Annotated in this window: 14 protein-coding genes and 4 tRNA genes; 13 read left to right on the top strand and 5 right to left on the bottom strand. The window is 61.0% G+C overall.

Annotation, left to right across the window (positions count from 1 at the left end; genetic code table 11):
• Positions 1–12: 12 nt before the first annotated feature.
• Positions 13–89: transfer RNA gene (locus tag AWR36_RS14290), tRNA-Asp, on the bottom strand.
• A gap of 45 nt (positions 90–134) precedes the next feature.
• A tRNA-Val gene (locus tag AWR36_RS14295) sits at positions 135–210 on the bottom strand.
• A 232-nt stretch (positions 211–442) separates the two neighbouring features.
• On the opposite strand from AWR36_RS14295, the gene AWR36_RS14300 reads away from it, so the two are divergent.
• On the top strand, positions 443–1,159 hold the full coding sequence (locus AWR36_RS14300) for a DUF4197 domain-containing protein (RefSeq protein WP_067086411.1): 717 nt from the start codon (positions 443–445) through the stop codon (positions 1,157–1,159).
• Between the two features lie 884 nt (positions 1,160–2,043).
• Here AWR36_RS14300 and AWR36_RS14305 read toward each other — a convergent pair.
• A tRNA-Asp gene (locus tag AWR36_RS14305) sits at positions 2,044–2,120 on the bottom strand.
• Positions 2,121–2,168: 48 nt separating this feature from the next.
• Positions 2,169–2,244: transfer RNA gene (locus AWR36_RS14310), tRNA-Val, on the bottom strand.
• A gap of 178 nt (positions 2,245–2,422) precedes the next feature.
• Here AWR36_RS14310 and AWR36_RS14315 point away from each other — a divergent pair.
• The 8 genes from AWR36_RS14315 to AWR36_RS14350 all read left to right on the top strand — a co-directional run bounded on the left by AWR36_RS14315 (position 2,423) and on the right by AWR36_RS14350 (position 13,923).
• Positions 2,423–2,953, top strand: coding sequence for a cytochrome c-type biogenesis protein (locus AWR36_RS14315; RefSeq protein ID WP_231745353.1), 531 nt, complete (start codon positions 2,423–2,425; stop codon positions 2,951–2,953).
• A complete protein-coding gene (gene ccmI / locus AWR36_RS14320; protein ID WP_067086750.1) occupies positions 2,946–4,184 on the top strand; it encodes a c-type cytochrome biogenesis protein CcmI in 1,239 nt (412 codons plus the stop codon). The genes AWR36_RS14315 and ccmI overlap by 8 nt, the downstream gene beginning before the upstream one ends.
• A 111-nt stretch (positions 4,185–4,295) precedes the next feature.
• Positions 4,296–7,799, top strand: coding sequence for a chromosome segregation protein SMC (gene smc / locus AWR36_RS14325; RefSeq protein WP_067086416.1), 3,504 nt, complete (start codon positions 4,296–4,298; stop codon positions 7,797–7,799).
• Positions 7,800–7,824: 25 nt separating this feature from the next.
• The gene (gene zipA / locus AWR36_RS14330; RefSeq protein ID WP_067086419.1) at positions 7,825–9,018 is read left to right on the top strand and encodes a cell division protein ZipA; all 1,194 of its coding nucleotides are present in this window, start codon (positions 7,825–7,827) and stop codon (positions 9,016–9,018) included.
• Between the two features lie 88 nt (positions 9,019–9,106).
• A complete protein-coding gene (ligA, locus tag AWR36_RS14335; protein WP_067086422.1) occupies positions 9,107–11,146 on the top strand; it encodes an NAD-dependent DNA ligase LigA in 2,040 nt (679 codons plus the stop codon).
• A gap of 168 nt (positions 11,147–11,314) precedes the next feature.
• Entirely contained in the window at positions 11,315–11,743 is a 429-nt protein-coding gene (locus AWR36_RS14340) for a hypothetical protein (RefSeq protein ID WP_067086754.1), read from the top strand.
• Positions 11,744–11,917: 174 nt separating this feature from the next.
• Positions 11,918–12,532, top strand: a complete 615-nt coding sequence (locus AWR36_RS14345) for a hypothetical protein (protein ID WP_067086426.1) — start codon at positions 11,918–11,920, stop codon at positions 12,530–12,532.
• Positions 12,529–13,923, top strand: coding sequence for a class II fumarate hydratase (locus AWR36_RS14350; RefSeq protein ID WP_067086430.1), 1,395 nt, complete (start codon positions 12,529–12,531; stop codon positions 13,921–13,923). Before AWR36_RS14345 ends, AWR36_RS14350 begins: the two co-directional genes overlap by 4 nt.
• A 36-nt stretch (positions 13,924–13,959) precedes the next feature.
• Here AWR36_RS14350 and AWR36_RS16445 read toward each other — a convergent pair whose 3' ends face one another.
• Entirely contained in the window at positions 13,960–14,082 is a 123-nt protein-coding gene (locus tag AWR36_RS16445) for a hypothetical protein (protein WP_255353986.1), read from the bottom strand.
• A 143-nt stretch (positions 14,083–14,225) separates the two neighbouring features.
• On the opposite strand from AWR36_RS16445, the gene AWR36_RS14355 reads away from it, so the two are divergent.
• The 4 genes from AWR36_RS14355 to AWR36_RS14370 all read left to right on the top strand — a co-directional run bounded on the left by AWR36_RS14355 (position 14,226) and on the right by AWR36_RS14370 (position 17,935).
• Positions 14,226–14,429, top strand: a complete 204-nt coding sequence (locus tag AWR36_RS14355) for a hypothetical protein (RefSeq protein WP_067086433.1) — start codon at positions 14,226–14,228, stop codon at positions 14,427–14,429.
• Positions 14,430–15,482, top strand: coding sequence for an AraC family transcriptional regulator (locus AWR36_RS14360; protein ID WP_067086437.1), 1,053 nt, complete (start codon positions 14,430–14,432; stop codon positions 15,480–15,482).
• 231 nt (positions 15,483–15,713) lie between these two features.
• Positions 15,714–17,507: an acyl-CoA dehydrogenase C-terminal domain-containing protein gene (locus AWR36_RS14365; protein WP_067086441.1), complete on the top strand. Its 1,794-nt coding sequence runs from the start codon at positions 15,714–15,716 to the stop codon at positions 17,505–17,507.
• A gap of 158 nt (positions 17,508–17,665) precedes the next feature.
• Entirely contained in the window at positions 17,666–17,935 is a 270-nt protein-coding gene (locus AWR36_RS14370) for an SCP2 sterol-binding domain-containing protein (protein ID WP_176491150.1), read from the top strand.
• Positions 17,936–17,996: the final 61 nt, after the last annotated feature.

A 17,996-nucleotide genomic window follows, 5' to 3' on the forward strand; every position in this document is an offset into this window, starting at 1 on the left:
CTTTTTTGTATATGGCGGACCGGACGGGACTCGAACCCGCGACCTCCGGCGTGACAGGCCGGCATTCTAACCAACTGAACTACCGGTCCGCATTCTTCCTCACTTCCAGCTAACCTGCCGGGCAGGTAGGGGAGTGGTGGGTGGTACAGGGGTCGAACCTGTGACCTACGGCTTGTAAGGCCGTCGCTCTCCCAACTGAGCTAACCACCCTGTGAAGGGCTGCGTATATTACTGGCAAAATTTCCCGAGTCAATGGCCCGGGAAAAATTTGTGGGTACGGGTCCTAACGGGTCCTACATGTGGCGTACTGGCAGGGTCAGCAACAAATAATGCATCCGGCTGATCTTCATGAACCTGTTGCGATAGGAAGCAGGAAACCTGTCACTTACGATCCGGGCCGGCTGAGGTAGTATCGTGTGATTTGCGCTCAAGGAGAATCAGTATGAGGCAACGATGGGTGTCGCTAGCACTGGTGGGGTTGCTGGCGTTGGCCGGCTGCCAGAGCATGGAAGCGGTGTCTCCGTGGATCGACGTGGGTAATCAGGTGGCCAGAAATGCTGGCTACGATACTGACTCCAAACTTGCCCGCGGTATCAAGGAGACACTGTATACCAGCACAGACCGTGCTAGTGCGGGCTTGTCGCAGGTGGGTGCATTTGATTTGCCGCTTCCATCCGCTGCCCGCCCTGTGGCTGACGGCTTGCGTCAATTCGGGCTGGGAAGCTACGTGGATGAGGTGCAGGATGCGATGAATCGAGGGGCAGAGCAGGCTGCAGCGGAGGCCGCTCCGGTATTCAAGCAGGCTATTCGCGGGATGAGCGTCAACGATGCACTGGGGATTATTCGCGGTAATGACACCGCAGCGACAGACTATTTCCGCAGCGAGACAGAGGGCGCGCTGCGTGTGCGCTACCAACCGGTTGTGCAGCAGAGTCTTCGTCGCACCGGTTTTTACGAGCAATATGAGAGTTTGCTGGCCGCCTATAGCAAGCTGCCAGTTGCCGGTAAGCCTGATATGGACCTGGAGCGTTACGTGATCGACCAGAGTATGGCGGCACTCTTCAACCGCATTGGCGAGGAGGAGGCCCTGATTCGCAAAGATCCGGTTGCGCGGGGAAGTTTGCTGATCGGGCAGGTGTTTGGTGCGGGGGAGGGGTAGCGTCTTTTCCCCCGGACTTGCTTTTGTGCGGTCTGAGGGGCATCTGCGGGACTGATAGAGATGGGCGGCTTCGCTATGCTGACGCGCCCAGAATTGCTTCAGGCCATTTTGTCGAACCAGTGGCCCGACTCGGGTCGTCCTGGCCCTTACCCTGCGGGCGCCGACGCACTGCTCTGGTGTCCAAAGCTGTTCAAGGCAGTTTTGTCGTGCGCCGATCCAACAGATGCAAGAAAGGCCCACACTTTCGTGTGAGCGAGTCTGGTGAAGCAGTGGGGTCGGGACGGGACTGATGGGTGCTGTGCCGGCTGCGCGACGGGACTGACTCGGGCCATCCATGCCCCGAGCCCTTCGGGCGCCTTCGGCGTCCAAAATTGCTCCTGGCAAGTTTGTCGAACGGGGTTCTTGTACGCCGATCCAACAGATACAAAAAGGCCCACACTTTCGTGTGAGCGAGTCTGGTGTAGCAGTGGGGTCGGGACGGGACTTCGGGACGGGACTGATGGGTGCTGTGCCGGCTGCGCGACGGGACTGACTCGGGCCATCCATGGCCCGAGCCCTTCGGGCGCCTTCGCTTCGCTGCGGCGTCCAAAATTACTCCTGGCAATTTTGTCGAACGGGGGTTCTCGTACGCCGATCCAACAGATACAAAAAAGGCCCACACTTTCTTGTGAGCGAGTCTGGTGTAGCAGTGGGTTCGGGACGGGATTGATGGGTGCTGTGCCGGCTGCGCGACGGGACTGATGGGCGCCATCCTTGGCGCCCACCCTTCGGGCGCCTTCGGCGTCCAAAATTGCTCCTGGCAATTTTGTCGAACGGGGGTTCTCGTACGCCGATCCAACATATACAAAAAAGGCCCACACTTTCGTGTGGGCCTTTTTTGTATATGGCGGACCGGACGGGACTCGAACCCGCGACCTCCGGCGTGACAGGCCGGCATTCTAACCAACTGAACTACCGGTCCGCATTCCTTGCTTCCCCTGTTTTGACCCGCCAGGCAGGTAGGGGGAAGTGGTGGGTGGTACAGGGGTCGAACCTGTGACCTACGGCTTGTAAGGCCGTCGCTCTCCCAACTGAGCTAACCACCCCGCGTCAGGAGCTGCGTATAGTAATGATATTTTTCGGCGCGTCAACGCTTTGGGTGAAAAAATTTTTGTCTTTCAATGGCTTGCGCGGATCCCGGGTTTGCACGCAGGCATGGGACGGTCGCGGCCGCACTGCTATAATCGCGCAAATTTCCACCGCAACCCTGTGAGGGAGGCTCCCTTGAGACCGATCCGCTGGTCAGCCCTGTTCTTCGCTGCGCTCTGTGCGCTGTGCCTGTCCCTGCCTGCGGCTGCCGCCGTGGACGCGGAACCCCTGTCCACGCCGGAACTCGAGGCCCGCTACAAGGTGTTGATCGAGGAGATGCGCTGCCCCAAGTGCCAGAACCAGAACCTGGCCGGCTCGGACTCCCCGGTAGCCAACGATTTGCGGCGGGAGATCCGTCGCCTGCTGGAGGAGGGCTTCAGCGATGCGGAGATCACGGAGTACATGGTGGCCCGCTACGGTGATTTCGTGCTCTATCGCCCCCCGTTGCAGCGCAACACCGTCGCCCTGTGGTTGGCGCCGGGCGTCTTTGCCGCCCTGGGCCTGCTGGCGCTGGTGGTGATTGTCGTGCGCTCCCGCAGTGGCCGGGGAGCGGCCCAGGAGAATGCGGACCCGGGGCTGACCGATGATGAGCGCCGGCGCCTGCAGCAGCTGCTTGGCGCGGATGCGGAAGAGATTAACGTAAGTGGAAAAGATCGAGATGACTGAACTCTGGCTCGGACTGGCCCTGTTGGCGTTGCCACTGGCATTTGTGATTTTGTGGCCCGCGCTTCGCGGGGCGGGTGTCGCCCGGGCCGGCAACAAGCGCCAGGCGCTGGCAACGCTCTACCGGGAGCAGCGGGCAGAGCTGCAGGCCTCACTTGAGGCTGGTGCCATTGACAGCGACCAGTTCGCGGAGCTCGAAGCGGAGATGGCCCGCAATCTGTTGTCTGCGGAGGCCGGCGTGGATAAAGGTGTCGGTGGACGCAGTGGCCGCGCACTGTTGATCGGCCTTGCGGTCATACTGCCGCTGGCGGCTGCCTTGCTGTACCTGCAATCCGGTCACTACCAGGGCCTGCAGCTGCACCGCAGTCTGCTGGCCAGCCAGCAGGGGGCGGCGGATCCTGCCCGGGAGCGGGAATTGACCGAACAGCTGAAAGCCTGGACCAGCGCCAATCCGGATGACCTGACCAGCCGCTTTGTGCTGGCCCAGCGCCTGATGGCGGCGGGGGATCTGCCCGGCGCGGTTGCCGCCTACCGCTATGTGGCGGAGCGGGAGCCGCAGGCCGGGGACGTGAAGGCTGAGTTGGCGCAGGCCCTGTTTTTTGCTGCGGGGTCGAAGGTCACCGACGAGGTGCGGCGCTTGGTGGATGAGTCCCTGGCGTTACAGCCGCGCAATGGCACGGCGCTGGGCCTGGCAGGGATTGCCGCATTCGAAGACCGTGACTACGCTGCCGCCCGTGTGCACTGGCAGCGCGCGCTGGCGCAGCTGAGTCCGGATTCCATGGCGGCCCAAGCCCTCGCGGCCGGAGTCGCCCGTGCGGAGCGCGCCCTGGCGCAGGCTGGAGAGGAAGGTGATACAGAGGTCGCCGCTGCCAGCGCCATCGGGGAAGCTCCGAACGGCGCGGCGATCACGGTGAACGTCAGCCTTGCCGAGGGAGTAGCGGCTGCGCCGGACACGCCGGTGTTCGTATACGCCCGCGGTGCAGACAGCCCGATGCCTCTGGCTATCGTGCGTCTGCAGGCGGGGCAGTTGCCGGCAGAGGTGGTGCTGGACGAGTCCCGGGCCATGATGCCCGGTCGCTCGCTGGGCACGGTGGAGTCCGTGCAGCTGGTGGCTCGCCTGGCGGTGCACGGGGATGCGCGACCGGCGCCCGGCGACTGGCAGGGTATGATCGAGTCGCTGCCAGAGGCGCGCTGGGGAGAGCCTCAGGCCATTCGTATCGATCGCGAGCTCTGACGTTCGGGCGGCGGTAAATTAGCGCTGAAACCGCCGGCGCCCCCATGTACAATCAGCCTTTGGTGTGGCCACAGCTCGCCGGCATAAAACAAATACCGAGTTACAGAATACATGCGTCTGAAGTGCATCAAGCTTGCGGGTTTCAAATCCTTCGTTGACCCGACTACCGTCTATTTCCCTTCGAACCTGAGTGCCGTCGTGGGCCCGAACGGCTGTGGCAAGTCGAATACCATCGATGCTGTGCGCTGGGTGATGGGTGAGTCCTCGGCAAAGAACCTGCGCGGCGACTCAATGACCGACGTAATCTTCAATGGCTCCAGCGGCCGCAAACCCGTCGGTCAGGCATCCATCGAGCTGGTGTTTGACAACTCCGAAGGCAAGCTGACCGGTTCCTACGCGAGCTTCTCTGAGATTTCCGTCAAGCGGCGTGTGACCCGCGATGGCCAGAACAACTATTTTCTCAACGGCGAGAAGTGCCGTCGGCGTGACGTGACCGACCTGTTCCTGGGTACCGGTCTCGGTCCCCGCAGTTACGCCATTATCGAGCAGGGCATGATCTCCAAGCTGATCGAAGCCAAGCCCGAAGAGCTGCGTGTTTATATCGAAGAGGCCGCCGGTATCTCCAAGTACAAGGAGCGCCGCCGCGACACTGAAAACCGCATGCGCCGCACCAAGGAAAACCTGGAGCGCCTGACAGATATCCGCGACGAGCTCGATCGGCAGCTGGCGCGCCTGGAACGTCAGGCGGCCGCGGCAGAGAAGTACAGTCGGTTCAAAGAAGAAGAGCGTTCCCACAAGGCGCATTTGCAGGCCCTCAAGTACCGCGACCTCAACGAACAGGCCAAGTCTAAAGAGCAGCAGATCGGTGAGCTGGAGCTGACCGTGGAAGAACTGGTGACCCGCCAGGTGAGCTGCGATACCGACATCGAGCAGAAGCGCGTGGGCTACCACGAGCTGTCTGACAGCTTCAATGAAGTGCAGGGTCGCTTCTATGCGGTCGGTGCAGATATCGCCCGCATCGAGCAGAGCATCGCCCATGCCCGCGAACGCAACAGCCGCCTGCAGTCTGACCTGCAGCAGACAGAGCAGGAGTTCCGCGAGGCCGAGACGGGCCTGGAATCGGATCGTGAGAAGGCCGAGCAGTTCGATGCAGAGCTTGAGGTGATCCTGCCGGACCTGGAGATGGTCCAGGCCGCGGAGGAGGAGTCCGCCGAGAGCCTGCTGGCTGCCGAAGAGCAGATGCGCGAGTGGCAGAACGAGTGGGACCAGTTCAACCAGGGCGCGTCCGGTTCCCGCCAGAAGGCGGAGGTGCAGCAGTCCCGGATCCAGCACCTTGAGACCTCGCGCCAGCGCCTCCAGGAGCGCATTAACAAGCTGCAGGCGGAACAGTCCGGCCTGCAGGACAGTGGCGACGACAGTGAGTCCGAGCAGCTCAGCGAGCAGCTCGCGGAGCTGGAACTGCAGGCGCTGGAGTGCCGCGAGTCCGTTGCCGAGAAGAATGACAAGCTGGGTGAGCTGCGCTCTCGCGACCGTGAGCTGGGTGGCGAGCTGGACCAGTTGCGGCTGCAGCTGCAGACCTCCCGCGGTCGCCAAGCGTCCCTTGAGGCGCTGCAGCAGGCAGCGCTGGGGCAGGGCAAAGCCGTTGAGAACTGGCTGCAGGAGCAGGCGATGGCGGACAAGCCACGCCTGGCGGACCAGATCAGTGCCCGCGCGGGCTGGGAAAAGGCGGTGGAAACCGTACTCGGTGCCCAGCTGCAGGCCATCTGTGTCGACCAGCTCGAGAGCCTCTCGCAAAGTCTCGCCGACCTCGAAAGCGGTCAGGCGGTATTTATCGACAATGCCGCCGTCAACCGGTCAGAAACCGGTGCCTTGCCGAAGCTGGCAGAGGTGGTTGATGGACCGGAATCCCTGGCAGGCCTGCTCTCCGGCATCTACACCGCGGACGACCTGAATGCGGCGCTGTCTGTGCGCAGCCAGCTGAAGGCCCACGAATCCATCGTGACCCGCGACGGGCTGTGGCTCGGCCCCAACTGGTTGCGGGTCAGCCGTGCCAGCGATGCGGAGTCCGGGGTACTGGCCCGCAAACAGGAGCTCGAGGAGCTGGAGCAGTCCATCGCCGGCTGTGAAGAGCAGATCGAGAAGCTCGCTGCCGAGCGTGAAGAAGTTCGCGGCAAGCTGGCGGAGCTGGATGAGGCCATCGAGCAGGCGCGCAATGAAGTGGAGCAGTTCAGCCGTCGCGAGACAGAACTGCGCAGCCAGCTGTCTGCCCGACGCGCCCGCGCCGAGCAGATGAGTGAGCGCCGCTCCCGCGTCGAGCAGGAACTCTCGGAGGTGCGGGAGCAGCTCGAACTGGAAGCGGAATCCCTGTCTGAAGCGCGCCTGATGCTGCAGGAAGCGGTCGAGGCCATGAGTGAGGATACGGATCGCCGCGAGACCCTGCTGGCTCGCCGCGACGAGTTGCGCGAGGCACTGGACGCGGCCCGTCAGCGCGCCCGCGAGGACAAGGATCGCGCCCATGAACTGGCGATGCGCGAACAGTCAGTCCGTACCCAGAAAATTTCCCTGGAGCGCACCCTGCAGGTGATGCGCGAGCAGGTCGAGCGTCTGCGCAGCCGCCGCGAGCTGCTGCAGGAGCAGATGGCCGAGGCCCAGGATCCCTCCCAGGATTACCAGGCCGAGCTGGAGGAAAAACTGGCCAGCCGCCTCGATGTCGAGACAGAACTGGCCGACGCGCGCAAGAAACTGGAAGAAGTGGAGAGCGGCCTGCGCGAGCAGGAGCAGGAGCGCCACAAGGTGGAGTCTGCGCTACAGGGGGTTCGCGCCCAGCTGGAGCAGGAGCGACTGTCCGCCCAGACACTCGAGGTGCAGCGCAATGGCCTGGTGGAACAGCTGCAGGAGAGTGACCACGACGTGGTTCGTGTGCTCGAGGAGCTGCCCGAGGACCTGACAATCGCCCAGGTGCAGGAAAGCCTGGAGCTGGTGGCGGCCCGTATCTCTCGCCTGGGTGCCATCAACCTGGCTGCTATCGACGAGTACAAGCAGGAGTCCGAACGCAAGCACTACCTGGACCGCCAGTACGACGACCTGATCGACGCGCTGGAAACCCTGGAGAATGCGATCAAGCGCATCGACCGCGAGACCCGCACCCGCTTCAAGGAGACTTTCGATCAGGTGAATACCGGCCTGCAGGAGCTGTTCCCGAAGGTCTTCGGGGGTGGTCACGCCTACCTGGAGCTGACCGGCGAGGACCTGCTGGATACCGGTATCGCCATCATGGCGCGCCCGCCCGGCAAACGGAACAGCACCATCCACCTGCTGTCCGGTGGTGAAAAGGCGCTGACAGCGATTGCACTGGTATTTTCCATTTTCCGCCTGAATCCGGCGCCGTTCTGTATGCTGGACGAAGTGGATGCACCACTGGATGATGCCAACGTGGGCCGCTATGCCCGCATGGTGCAGGAGATGTCCCAGCACGTTCAGTTTATTTACATCACTCACAACAAGATCGCCATGGAGATGGCGGATCAGCTGTTGGGTGTCACCATGCATGAGCCGGGCGTATCCCGACTGGTATCTGTGAATGTGGAAGAGGCCGCCGAGCTGGCTTCGGCTTGAGGACGCGTAAGGGAGAGGCGCGATCATGGGCAACTGGCTGATCACTATTCTGGCTCTGATTCTGCTGCTGGCTGTGCTGGACGGCGTGCGCAGGGCCTTTTTGCGCCACCGGGCGTCGCTGCGGGAATCCGAGAATCTGTCCCGGGCCATGCGCCGCGATACTTACCGCGATGAAGTTAAGGAGTCTTCAACCCCTGACATTTTGTCTCCAGCCCCGGATGTGGTGTCTTCACCGCGGGATGTCCTGCCTGCGGCGCGAAAAGTCGAGGTGGACGAGGATGATTTCATCGACCCGGAAGAAGAGGCGAAGCGTCGACAGATTGCGGCGGAGCTGCCCGGCAGTGTACGAGTGGTTCAGCGTCGCGCCCTGGAAGAGGCGTTCAATGTGAATCGCCAGGTGCAGGAGAGCTTCCAGTCCTCCCGCAAGCCTCTCGCAGGCAGCCGCCCGCAACGGGAGGCGCCGGAACAGGGGTCTCTCAACCTGGATGACCAGGTGCCGACCCTGATGGACTCGGTGCCTGTCGAAGACAGCCGCCGGGAGCCACAGCTGGACGAGTCCGCCAGCCTGGGCGCCCTGGAGGAAAAGCCGCTGGCCGCAGAGCCGGAGGCGAATGCAGAGATTACAGCCGGGGAGGCGCCTTTATCGGAGGAGCCGGAAGAAGTGCTCCACACCCGCCGCGAGCCCGAGCCGGCGGCTGTCGAAGCGCCGGCTTCACCGGAACGGCGTGCCCCGGCCAAGCCGCGAGCCAAACCGAAAACCACCCGTCGCGAGCGCAGTCACGTGGAAGAAGTGCTGATCATCAACATCATGGCCCCCGAGGGAGATTACTTCGAGGGCAATGACCTGCTCCGGGTGCTGCTTTCTTCCGGCTTGCGCTTCGGTGAAATGAATATTTTCCATTACCACGAAAATGGCGGCGACGATGGCCCGGTGGTTTTCAGTCTCGCCAATATGGTGGTCCCGGGCGTATTCGATCTGGGCCAGATGGAAGAGTTTACGACCCCGGGTATCAGCCTGTTCCTGGCCCTGCCAGTGGAAATGGAGGCAATCCAGGCCTTTGAGTTGATGCTGTCGGTATCCCGCGAAATCGCCACCCAGCTCGGTGGCGAACTCAAGGATGAAAATCGCAGTGTCTTTACTGCCCAGACTGCCGAGCATTACCGCCAGCGCGTGGTGGAGTTCCGCCGTCGCAAGGCCCTCGCCCGGGCGCTTGCCTGAAGCGCTGATTGCACGCTGTTACGATCGGCCCCGCATCCTCGCAGGGCGGGCATCCCCCGCCCGAGAATATCCTTTTCGCTGAGACACGATGACCAGTAATAAAGTCCCCGTAGAGAAACGTCAGCGCGCGCAGGAACTGCATGAAATCCTGCAGCGGGCCAACTACCAGTATTACGTTCTCGATGCACCGGAGCTTCCGGATGCGGAGTATGACCGCCGGATGCGCGAGTTACAGGATCTTGAGGCGGAGTACCCGGAGCTTGTCTCTGCGGACTCACCTACCCAGCGTGTCGGTGCGGCGCCATTGACGGAGTTTGCCGAGGTACGTCACCAGATTCCCATGCTCTCGCTGGACAATGCCTTCGATGACGATGAGCTGCGGGAGTTCGACCGGCGAGTGCGAGACCGGCTCAACAACCCGGATGCGGTTGAATACGCTTGCGAGCCCAAACTCGACGGGATCGCCATCAGCCTGCTGTACCGCGATGGCGTGCTGGAGCGGGCTGCAACGCGGGGCGACGGTACCACGGGTGAGGATATCACCCAGAATGTGCGCACGATTGGGTCTGTGCCCTTGCGACTGCGTGAGCAGAATGTGCCGGCGGTGCTGGAAGTGCGTGGCGAGATCTACATGCCCAAGGCGGGCTTCGCCGAATTGAATGAAAAGGCCCGTGAGGCTGGCGAGAAGATATTCGTCAATCCACGCAATGCTGCGGCCGGCAGTCTGCGTCAGCTGGACTCCCGCGTTACCGCCCGGCGCCCCCTGGAGCTTTGTGCTTACGGTGTGGGGCAGGTAGAGGGGGCGGAGCTGCCGGAACAACACACTGCAATTCTCGAGCAGTTGAATCGCTGGGGCTTTCGGATCAATAAGGAAATGCTGGTCGCAAATGATATCGATGCGTGCATCGAGTATCACCAGCGGTTAGGCGAAAAGCGTGAAGGCCTGCCCTACGATATCGACGGTATCGTGTTCAAGGTAAACAGTATTCCGCTGCAGCGGCGACTCGGCTTCGTCGCTCGTGCGCCGCGCTGGGCAATGGCCTATAAGTTCCCCGCCCAGGAAGAGATGACGGAACTGCTGGATGTGGAGTTCCAGGTGGGGCGCACTGGTGCGGTGACGCCGGTTGCGCGACTGAAGCCAGTGTTTGTCGGTGGCGTCACCGTCTCCAATGCAACGCTACACAACCGTGACGAAATCAACCGCCTTGGGGTCAAGATCGGCGATAGCGTCGTGGTCCGCAGGGCGGGCGACGTGATTCCCCAGGTGGTTTCGGTGGTGGAAAGCAAGCGGCCGCAAAATGCCCGCGAGATTGTCTTTCCGGATCACTGTCCCGTCTGTGGTTCTCCGGTCGAGTCAACACCGGGTGAGGCGGTCGCGCGCTGCTCCGGAGGCCTGATCTGTAGCGCTCAGCGCAAACAGGCCATCAAGCACTTCGCCTCCCGCAAGGCCATGGATATCGATGGGCTCGGAGACAAACTGGTGGACCAACTGGTGGATGAGGGGCTGCTGCACTCGGTTTCCGGGCTCTACCATCTGACCAGGGAAGAGGTGGCCGGGCTCGAGCGGATGGGGGAGAAGTCCGCGCAGAACCTGCTGGATGCGCTGCAGCGCAGCAAGGACACTACCCTGCCAAAATTTCTCTATGCGCTGGGCATACGTGAGGTAGGGGAGGCCACGGCCCGTAATCTGGCGCGTCACTTCGGTGACCTGGAGCCGCTGATGCAGGCCAGTGAAGAGGCTCTGCAGGAAGTAGAAGATGTGGGTCCGGTGGTGGCACACTTCGTGGCCGAGTTTTTCCAGCAGACCCACGCCCAGGAGGAAATCGAGGCGCTGTGCCAGGCCGGCGTCCACTGGGAGCCGGAAGAGACCGGGGGGGAGTCGCAGCCACTGGCCGGCCAGACCTGGGTGCTGACCGGCAAGCTGGAGACCCTGTCGCGCAGTGAGGGCAAGGAATATCTACAGCGACTCGGGGCCAAAGTGGCGGGCAGTGTTTCCGCAAAGACGGATGCGGTTGTCGCGGGACCCGGAGCCGGTTCAAAGCTGAACAAGGCGCGGGACCTGGAGATCCCGGTGATCGATGAGGAGCAATTCCTGGAACAGCTGCGCGATCACGGTATCGAAATCTGATCGCTGCCGAGCGGCAGGGGCTGCCAATTGCGGCGGCTTCGGCCGGTGTTTTTTACACCGTGCGAAACCGGTTGTGGCTTTATTGGCGCGTCGCCGTTAAAGTGGATGATCCTGAGAATTTTGGCTGGGCACTTTTTGTCCGGCCGTGCGGTGCTGAGGAAGGAACAGGTGGGCGATCAGGAATCCATTGTCTACGGCTGTATCAAAGACAGTAACAGCCTCGCTGGCGGTGCCGACCGCCGGCGCGTCAACCGTGAGGCCGTGCTTTCACTGCCCGGTGCCGATGAGTGGCCCTTTCTGTGCCGCGATATGTTTTCCATTCCCACGATTAAAGTGAAGCAGTCCCAGTACCAGACTGATGTGATTCATTTTGGTGCTTCCTACCGTGCGGTTGAGTACGAGTGGCGCCACTGGATCGAGAAGTTCGAGGAGCTGCTACACAAAATGTACTGGGTGTCGGCCACGGTGCACCTGGAGACAGAGCTCTCCGGTATCCATTCTTTTACCTGGGAGGCGCCGGGCCTCTATCATGAGCCGGGCAGTGGGGACATGCAGGTCCGCTGTGAATGGACCCAGGAAGGACGGGTAAGTATCTAACCCCCATCAATTTCTCATTTTACTGCCCAGTTCATCCCGCTGAGCCTTGTCGAGAGCTTCCGAGACGGGTACCGCCAGCACCCGATTGGCGCTTTTTTCCACCTGCTATGCTTTAGCTATCTCCGGCTGCCAGCCGTCCTCTCCCTCTTCCGGTAGCTTGAGGAGCAGAATCGCTTGGACTCAGCCTCCGCTTTAGACGCCAGCGCCGACACTTACGTCGCGCTCTATACCCATATCCGGGTGATCCTCGGGATCGTGGTGGGCCTCAGCTTGACGCATCTGCTGCGCAACCTGGCGCGTATCGTTGAGGAGCCGAGAGATGACAGGGTCTACTGGCTCCATCTGGGCTGGGTCGGTTTTGTTCTTCTCTACCTGCTGCAGTTCTGGTGGTGGGAGTTCCGGTTTACGAAGACTGGTGAGATTGGCCTGGGCACCTATCTGTACCTGATCAGCTATGCCCTGTTGCTTTACCTGCTCTGTGCCTTTCTTTTCCCTGAGAAGAATTCGGACCCGAAAAACTACTATGAACTGTTTTACCTGCGGCGGCAGTGGTTCTTTGCAGTACTGGCACTGGTTTTTGTAATTGATTTCGGCGATACGTTACTCAAGGGTGGCCAGTACCTGATCGCTTTGGGAAGCTGGTACGTATGCCGTAATCTGTTCTTTATTGCCGGTAGCCTGATTGCAATCGCCAGCGAAAGCCGCGTGTACCACGCAGGCTATTTCGTGATTGGCTTTTGTTTTCAGCTCTTTTATTTCTTCTATCAATACGGTTCACTGGAGATATGAGCGAAAAATTTCGAACAGAAAAGGACAGCTTGGGCGAAATCCATGTGCCCGAGTCGGCCCTCTATGGCGCGCAGACTCAGCGGGCGGTGGACAATTTCCCGGTCAGCGGGCAGGGTCTGCCGGTGGAGTTTATTCGCGCAGTGGTGTTGATCAAGAAATCCGCCGCACAGGCCAACCGCGAGCTCGGGTTGCTGTCAGAGGAGATGGCGGCAGCCATCGTCGATGCCTGCGGGAGCCTCTCGGAAGAGGATTACCTGCGACAATTTCCGGTCGATATCTACCAGACCGGTTCCGGCACCAGCACCAATATGAATGTCAACGAAGTGCTGGCCCATATTGCCCGGCACGAAAGTGGCCTGGAAATCAGTCCCAATGACCACGTAAACATGGGGCAGAGCAGTAACGACGTGATTCCCACTGCAATTCACGTCTCGGCACTGCTGGCAGTGCGTGATGCGCTATTGCCCGCCCTGCGTCACTTGCAGGGCGCGCTGCATGAGAAGGCAAAATCGGTCGATGGCGTGGTCAAGACCGGGCGCACGCATCTGATGGATGCATTGCCTCTCACTCTGTCACAGGAAATAGAGGCATGGGCTGCGCAGGTGGAGCTGTGTCGGGAGCGTCTCCGCAGTGCGCTGCCCCGGCTCGCACAACTCGCCCAGGGGGGGACTGCGATTGGTACGGGGCTCAATGCTCACAGCAATTTTGCCGAGCTGTTCGCACAGAAACTCAGTGCCAACAGTACACATCAGTTCACCCCGGCCAGTAATCATTTTGCGGCTATCGCGAGTCAGGACACGGCGGTAGAGCTCTCCGGTCAGTTGAGGGTTCTAGCGGTCACATTGATGAAAATCGCCAATGACCTGCGCTGGATGAATAGTGGGCCCCTGGCCGGACTCGGAGAGATCGAACTGCAGGCGTTGCAACCGGGCAGCAGTATCATGCCGGGCAAGGTTAACCCGGTGATTGCCGAAGCCGTGGCCATGGTTTCGGCGCGGGTGATGGGTAACGACACCACGATTGGCGTTGCGGGGCAGAGCGGCAATTTCCAGCTCAATGTGATGCTGCCGGTGATTGCCCACACCCTTCTTGAAAGCATCCAGTTACTGACCAACAGCGCCGGATTGCTGGCTGACAAAGCGATCACCAGCTTTACCGTCAACAAAGACAATATCGAGCAGGCGCTGGCCCGGAATCCGATCCTGGTGACATCCCTGAATCCGGTGATTGGTTACGCCAGGGCGGCTGAGATTGCCAAGGAGGCTTATCGCAGTGGCAGGCCCGTGTATGAGGTGGCCAGGGAAATGACAGATCTTGATGATGAGCAGCTTAAAAGCTTGTTGGACCCCGCCCGTCTGGCATCGGGCGGACTGGTCGGGGATGATGGTTAGGGCAGGTGTGGCGGGGACCTGGACTGTGTACCGCCCTCAGGTCAGCAACAGCAGGCCGACGATAATAGTGCCGATGACAGCAGCGAGCACCTCAAGGACACGAAAGAGCCGACGCAGGGCGACCCGGTCTTCGCTTCGGTACAGGAGCCGCTTGGCCATGGTGACCTCCTTCGGCGTTGACAGTGATTGTCCGATGCATCACGATGCCGCGCCGCACGGGTATCTTCCTCGATACCTCAAGCCTAGTGTCGCGACCAATTTGCGACCAAATGTTCATAGTTAATCCAGTTTGAGGCGAGGCCATGGGAAAGAAAATCCGACGTTCGTTTGTGACCAGCGTGCTCGCCTGTGTTGCTTTTGTAGCCGCGGCGATCTGGAGTTGGGATCTGCCAGTGAGCGATGTGCTCTCCTATCTCGTGCTCTTGCTGGTGTTTCTCGCGGTCATTATTGCCGCGGCATTTGGCTTTGGTGCACTCCTGAATTGGCTGCGCGGACGCAAGAAGTAAATGACCGAGCCGGATAAGGATATTCGCATTCCAATCGCCTATCTCGAGCGTCTGCTCGACGAGGCGGCACGACACGGCTGTCGGCGGGAGGAGTTACTCGCGGCGGTGGACATCAGCGAAGATGAGCTGGTGGGTACGGCAGCCTTTTCCGCCCTGAAGTACGGGCGGCTTTACCAGCGTGTGATGTGGCAGGTGCAGGACGAGTGGTTCGGCATGCTCAGTGGCGGCCGGGTACGGTCCGGCTCTTTCCGCCTGCTCTGCCTGACGGTGGTCAACTGTGCGACGGTTCGCCAGGCGATAACCCTCAGTGCGGAATTCATGGAAATCTGCCGCGGCTTCAAGGTGAAACCGGCACTGGAGCCCGCGGGCGAAGGGCGGGAGCGGGTGGCGATTCGAGGCATCAGTTCCCTGCAGGACGGTGAGTACGAGCGCCTGATTGCCGAGACCAGCCCGGGGGTGATCCGCACCACACTGGCAGTCTGGCATCGCTTTTACTGCTGGCTGGTCGGTCGGGAAATCCCCCTCGCGCGCCTGCACTTTTCCTTTCCCTGCCCGGAAGAGTTCCAGACCCTCGCCCAGAGCGAAGCCGGTGAGCTGTTGTTCGAGCAGCCCTGTAATGCGCTCGAGTATGACAGCCGCTACCTGGATTATCCGGTGGTACAGAACCCGCAGACGGTCGAGGACTTTATTCGCACGGCGCCCTATCACCTGGTGATCAGTGACGGCAGCGCCAACAGCATCAAGACCAAGGTCAAGACGATCCTCAATCGCGATGTGAGCGAGTCCATGCCGGCGGCGGAGGTGGTGGCAGAGCGGCTCAACATGTCGGTCACGACCCTGCGCCGTCGCCTGCAGCAGGAGGGTACTTCGTACCAGAAATTGAAGGACGAGTGCCGGATGGAAGCGGCCTTTCACTACCTGAGCTGTCCGGACCTCTCCAATGCCCAGATCGCGGAAATGCTCGGCTTTGATGAAGCCAGTGCCTTTTTTCGTGCGTTCAAGAAATGGACCGGGATCACCCCCGGGGAGTACCGCAGTCGCAAGGCGGGCTGAACGTCTTGGTTGGCGGCGCTGTCTACAGAATTGGCGCCCACTAAACCGCTATTGATCAGGGGTTGTTCAACCCCGCCCACACGCCCTCATTTGTCATCGCTTTGGACGGATTTCGCCATAGAGCGAATTTGGCCGTTCCTACTATGATGAACAAAACCTAGATACTAGTCACGAAACTGACCGGGCGGTTTTGGCCGGGTTGGTAAGAAACAGCGAACTGAGGGTAGCAGGATGACCGATATCAAGATTCCACTGCGCGACATGCGTTTTGCCATGCGCGAGCTGTTGGACTGGGACCAGCATTACGCCTCCCTGGGATACGACGAAGCCTCTCCGGACCTGGTGGACGCCATTCTGGAAGAGGGCGCCAAGTTCTGTGAAAACGTCCTGGCGCCGCTCAATGCCGTTGGCGACCAGCAGGGCTGTACCTGGAAAGATGGCGAAGTGACCACGCCGGAAGGCTTCAAAGCGGCTTACCAGCAATTCGTCGAGGCGGGCTGGCCGTCTCTCGCCCACGACCCGCAGCACGGTGGCCAGGGCCTGCCGCCGTCCCTCGGCACCATCATGAGCGAGATGGTGGGCACTGCCAACTGGTCCTGGGGCATGTACCCGGGCCTGTCCCACGGTGCCATGAACACCCTGGAGGAACACGGCACTGACGAGCAGAAGGCCACCTACCTGACCAAGCTGGTAGAGGGTACCTGGACCGGCACCATGTGTCTGACCGAGCCGCACTGTGGTACCGATCTGGGCATTCTGCGCACCAAGGCCGAGCCCAACGCGGACGGTTCCTATTCCCTGACCGGCACCAAGATCTTTATCTCCGCCGGTGAGCACGATATGGCGGAAAACATCGTCCATATCGTTCTGGCGCGCCTGCCGGACGCCCCGGCCGGCACCAAGGGTATCTCCCTGTTTATCGTGCCCAAGTTCCTGCCGAACGAGGACGGCTCCGTCGGTGAGCGCAACGGTGTGGTCTGTGGCTCTCTCGAGCACAAGATGGGCATTCACGGCAACGCCACCGCGGTGCTGAACTTTGATGGTGCCAAGGGCTACCTGATCGGCCCGCCCAACAAGGGCCTGAACTGCATGTTCACCTTTATGAACACCGCGCGCCTGGGTACTGCCCTGCAGGGTCTGGCGCACGCGGAAGCGGGTTTCCAGAAGTCCCTGGCTTACGCCAAGGATCGTCTGCAGATGCGTTCCCTGTCCGGCCCCAAGAATCCGGAAGGCAGTGCCGACCCGATCATCGTGCACCCGGATGTGCGCCGTATGCTGCTGAGCCAGAAAGCGTTCGCCGAGGGCGGCCGTATGCTGGTCATGCTGTGTGCACAGCAGGTGGACCGCACCCACAAGGGCTCCGATGAGGAAAAGAAGGAGGCCGAGGACCTGCTGGCGTTCCTGACCCCGATTGCCAAGGCATTCCTCACTGAGACCGGTTTTGAGTCTGCCAACCTGGGTCTGCAGTGTTTCGGTGGACACGGTTACATCGCCGAGTGGGGTATGGAGCAGAATGTACGTGACGCCCGTATTGCCACCATTTACGAAGGCACCACCGGTATTCAGGCACTGGACCTGCTGGGCCGCAAAGTATTGATGAGCCAGGGTGAACTGCTGCGTAAATTCACCAAGCAGGTGCACAAGTTCTGTCAGGCGGAGATCGACACAGAGGCGCTGGCGCCGTTCGTGACCAAGCTTCAGGAGCTCAACAAAGAGTGGGGCGACGTCACCATGCATGTTGGCGCCAAGGCGATGGAAAATCCGGATGAAGTGGGTGCGGCCTCTGTCGACTACCTGATGTATTCCGGCTACGTCACCCTGGGCTTCCTGTGGGCTCGTGCTGCCAAGGTTGCCAATGAGAAACTGGCGGCGGGCGAGGGCGACGTGGAGTTCTACCGCGCCAAGCTGGCCACCGCACGCTTCTACTTCGACCGTATTCTGCCGCGCACAGCGACTCACGCTGCAGCCATGAAGAGCGGTGCGGAGAACCTGATGGAGCTGGACGCAGAGCACTTTGCCTTCTGAGCCTGAGCTCTACCGAGAACCGCCGGCAGTGCCGGCGGTTTTTTTATGCCGGGCCCCGCGCTTTCCAGGGTGGTGCCCCTCAGCCCTCGCCATGGTAGTAGGACCGCAGTATGCAGTTGCCGGCCCCCATCATAGAGCGCCTGCTTAGGCTCTCTTGTTTGCACCCACTCACTCGGGTACAGTTCCGGCTGCCGGATGCCAGCGATTTCTACGTGATATTGCCGCCTTCCGGGCAAGACGAAATGGTGATTTCGCGATTTGGGCAGGCAGAGGATCCTCGTCTGGTTCTGGAAATGTCCGAGCGCACCCTTGATGCCATATTGAGCGGTACCCTGAGCGCACGGCATGCGTTTCTGCTCGGGGATCTGCGCTATACCGGGGACCGGGATCTGGCCGCAGCGCTGGCAGACCTGTTTCCGGCGGCCTGACGGGCCAAACCTTGCCGCAAAGGCGGTACACAGGCTTCAAATGCCTCGGGTAATCCATAAT

The sequence above is a fragment of the Microbulbifer flavimaris genome (assembly GCF_001641755.2).
Taxonomy (GTDB): domain Bacteria; phylum Pseudomonadota; class Gammaproteobacteria; order Pseudomonadales; family Cellvibrionaceae; genus Microbulbifer; species Microbulbifer flavimaris.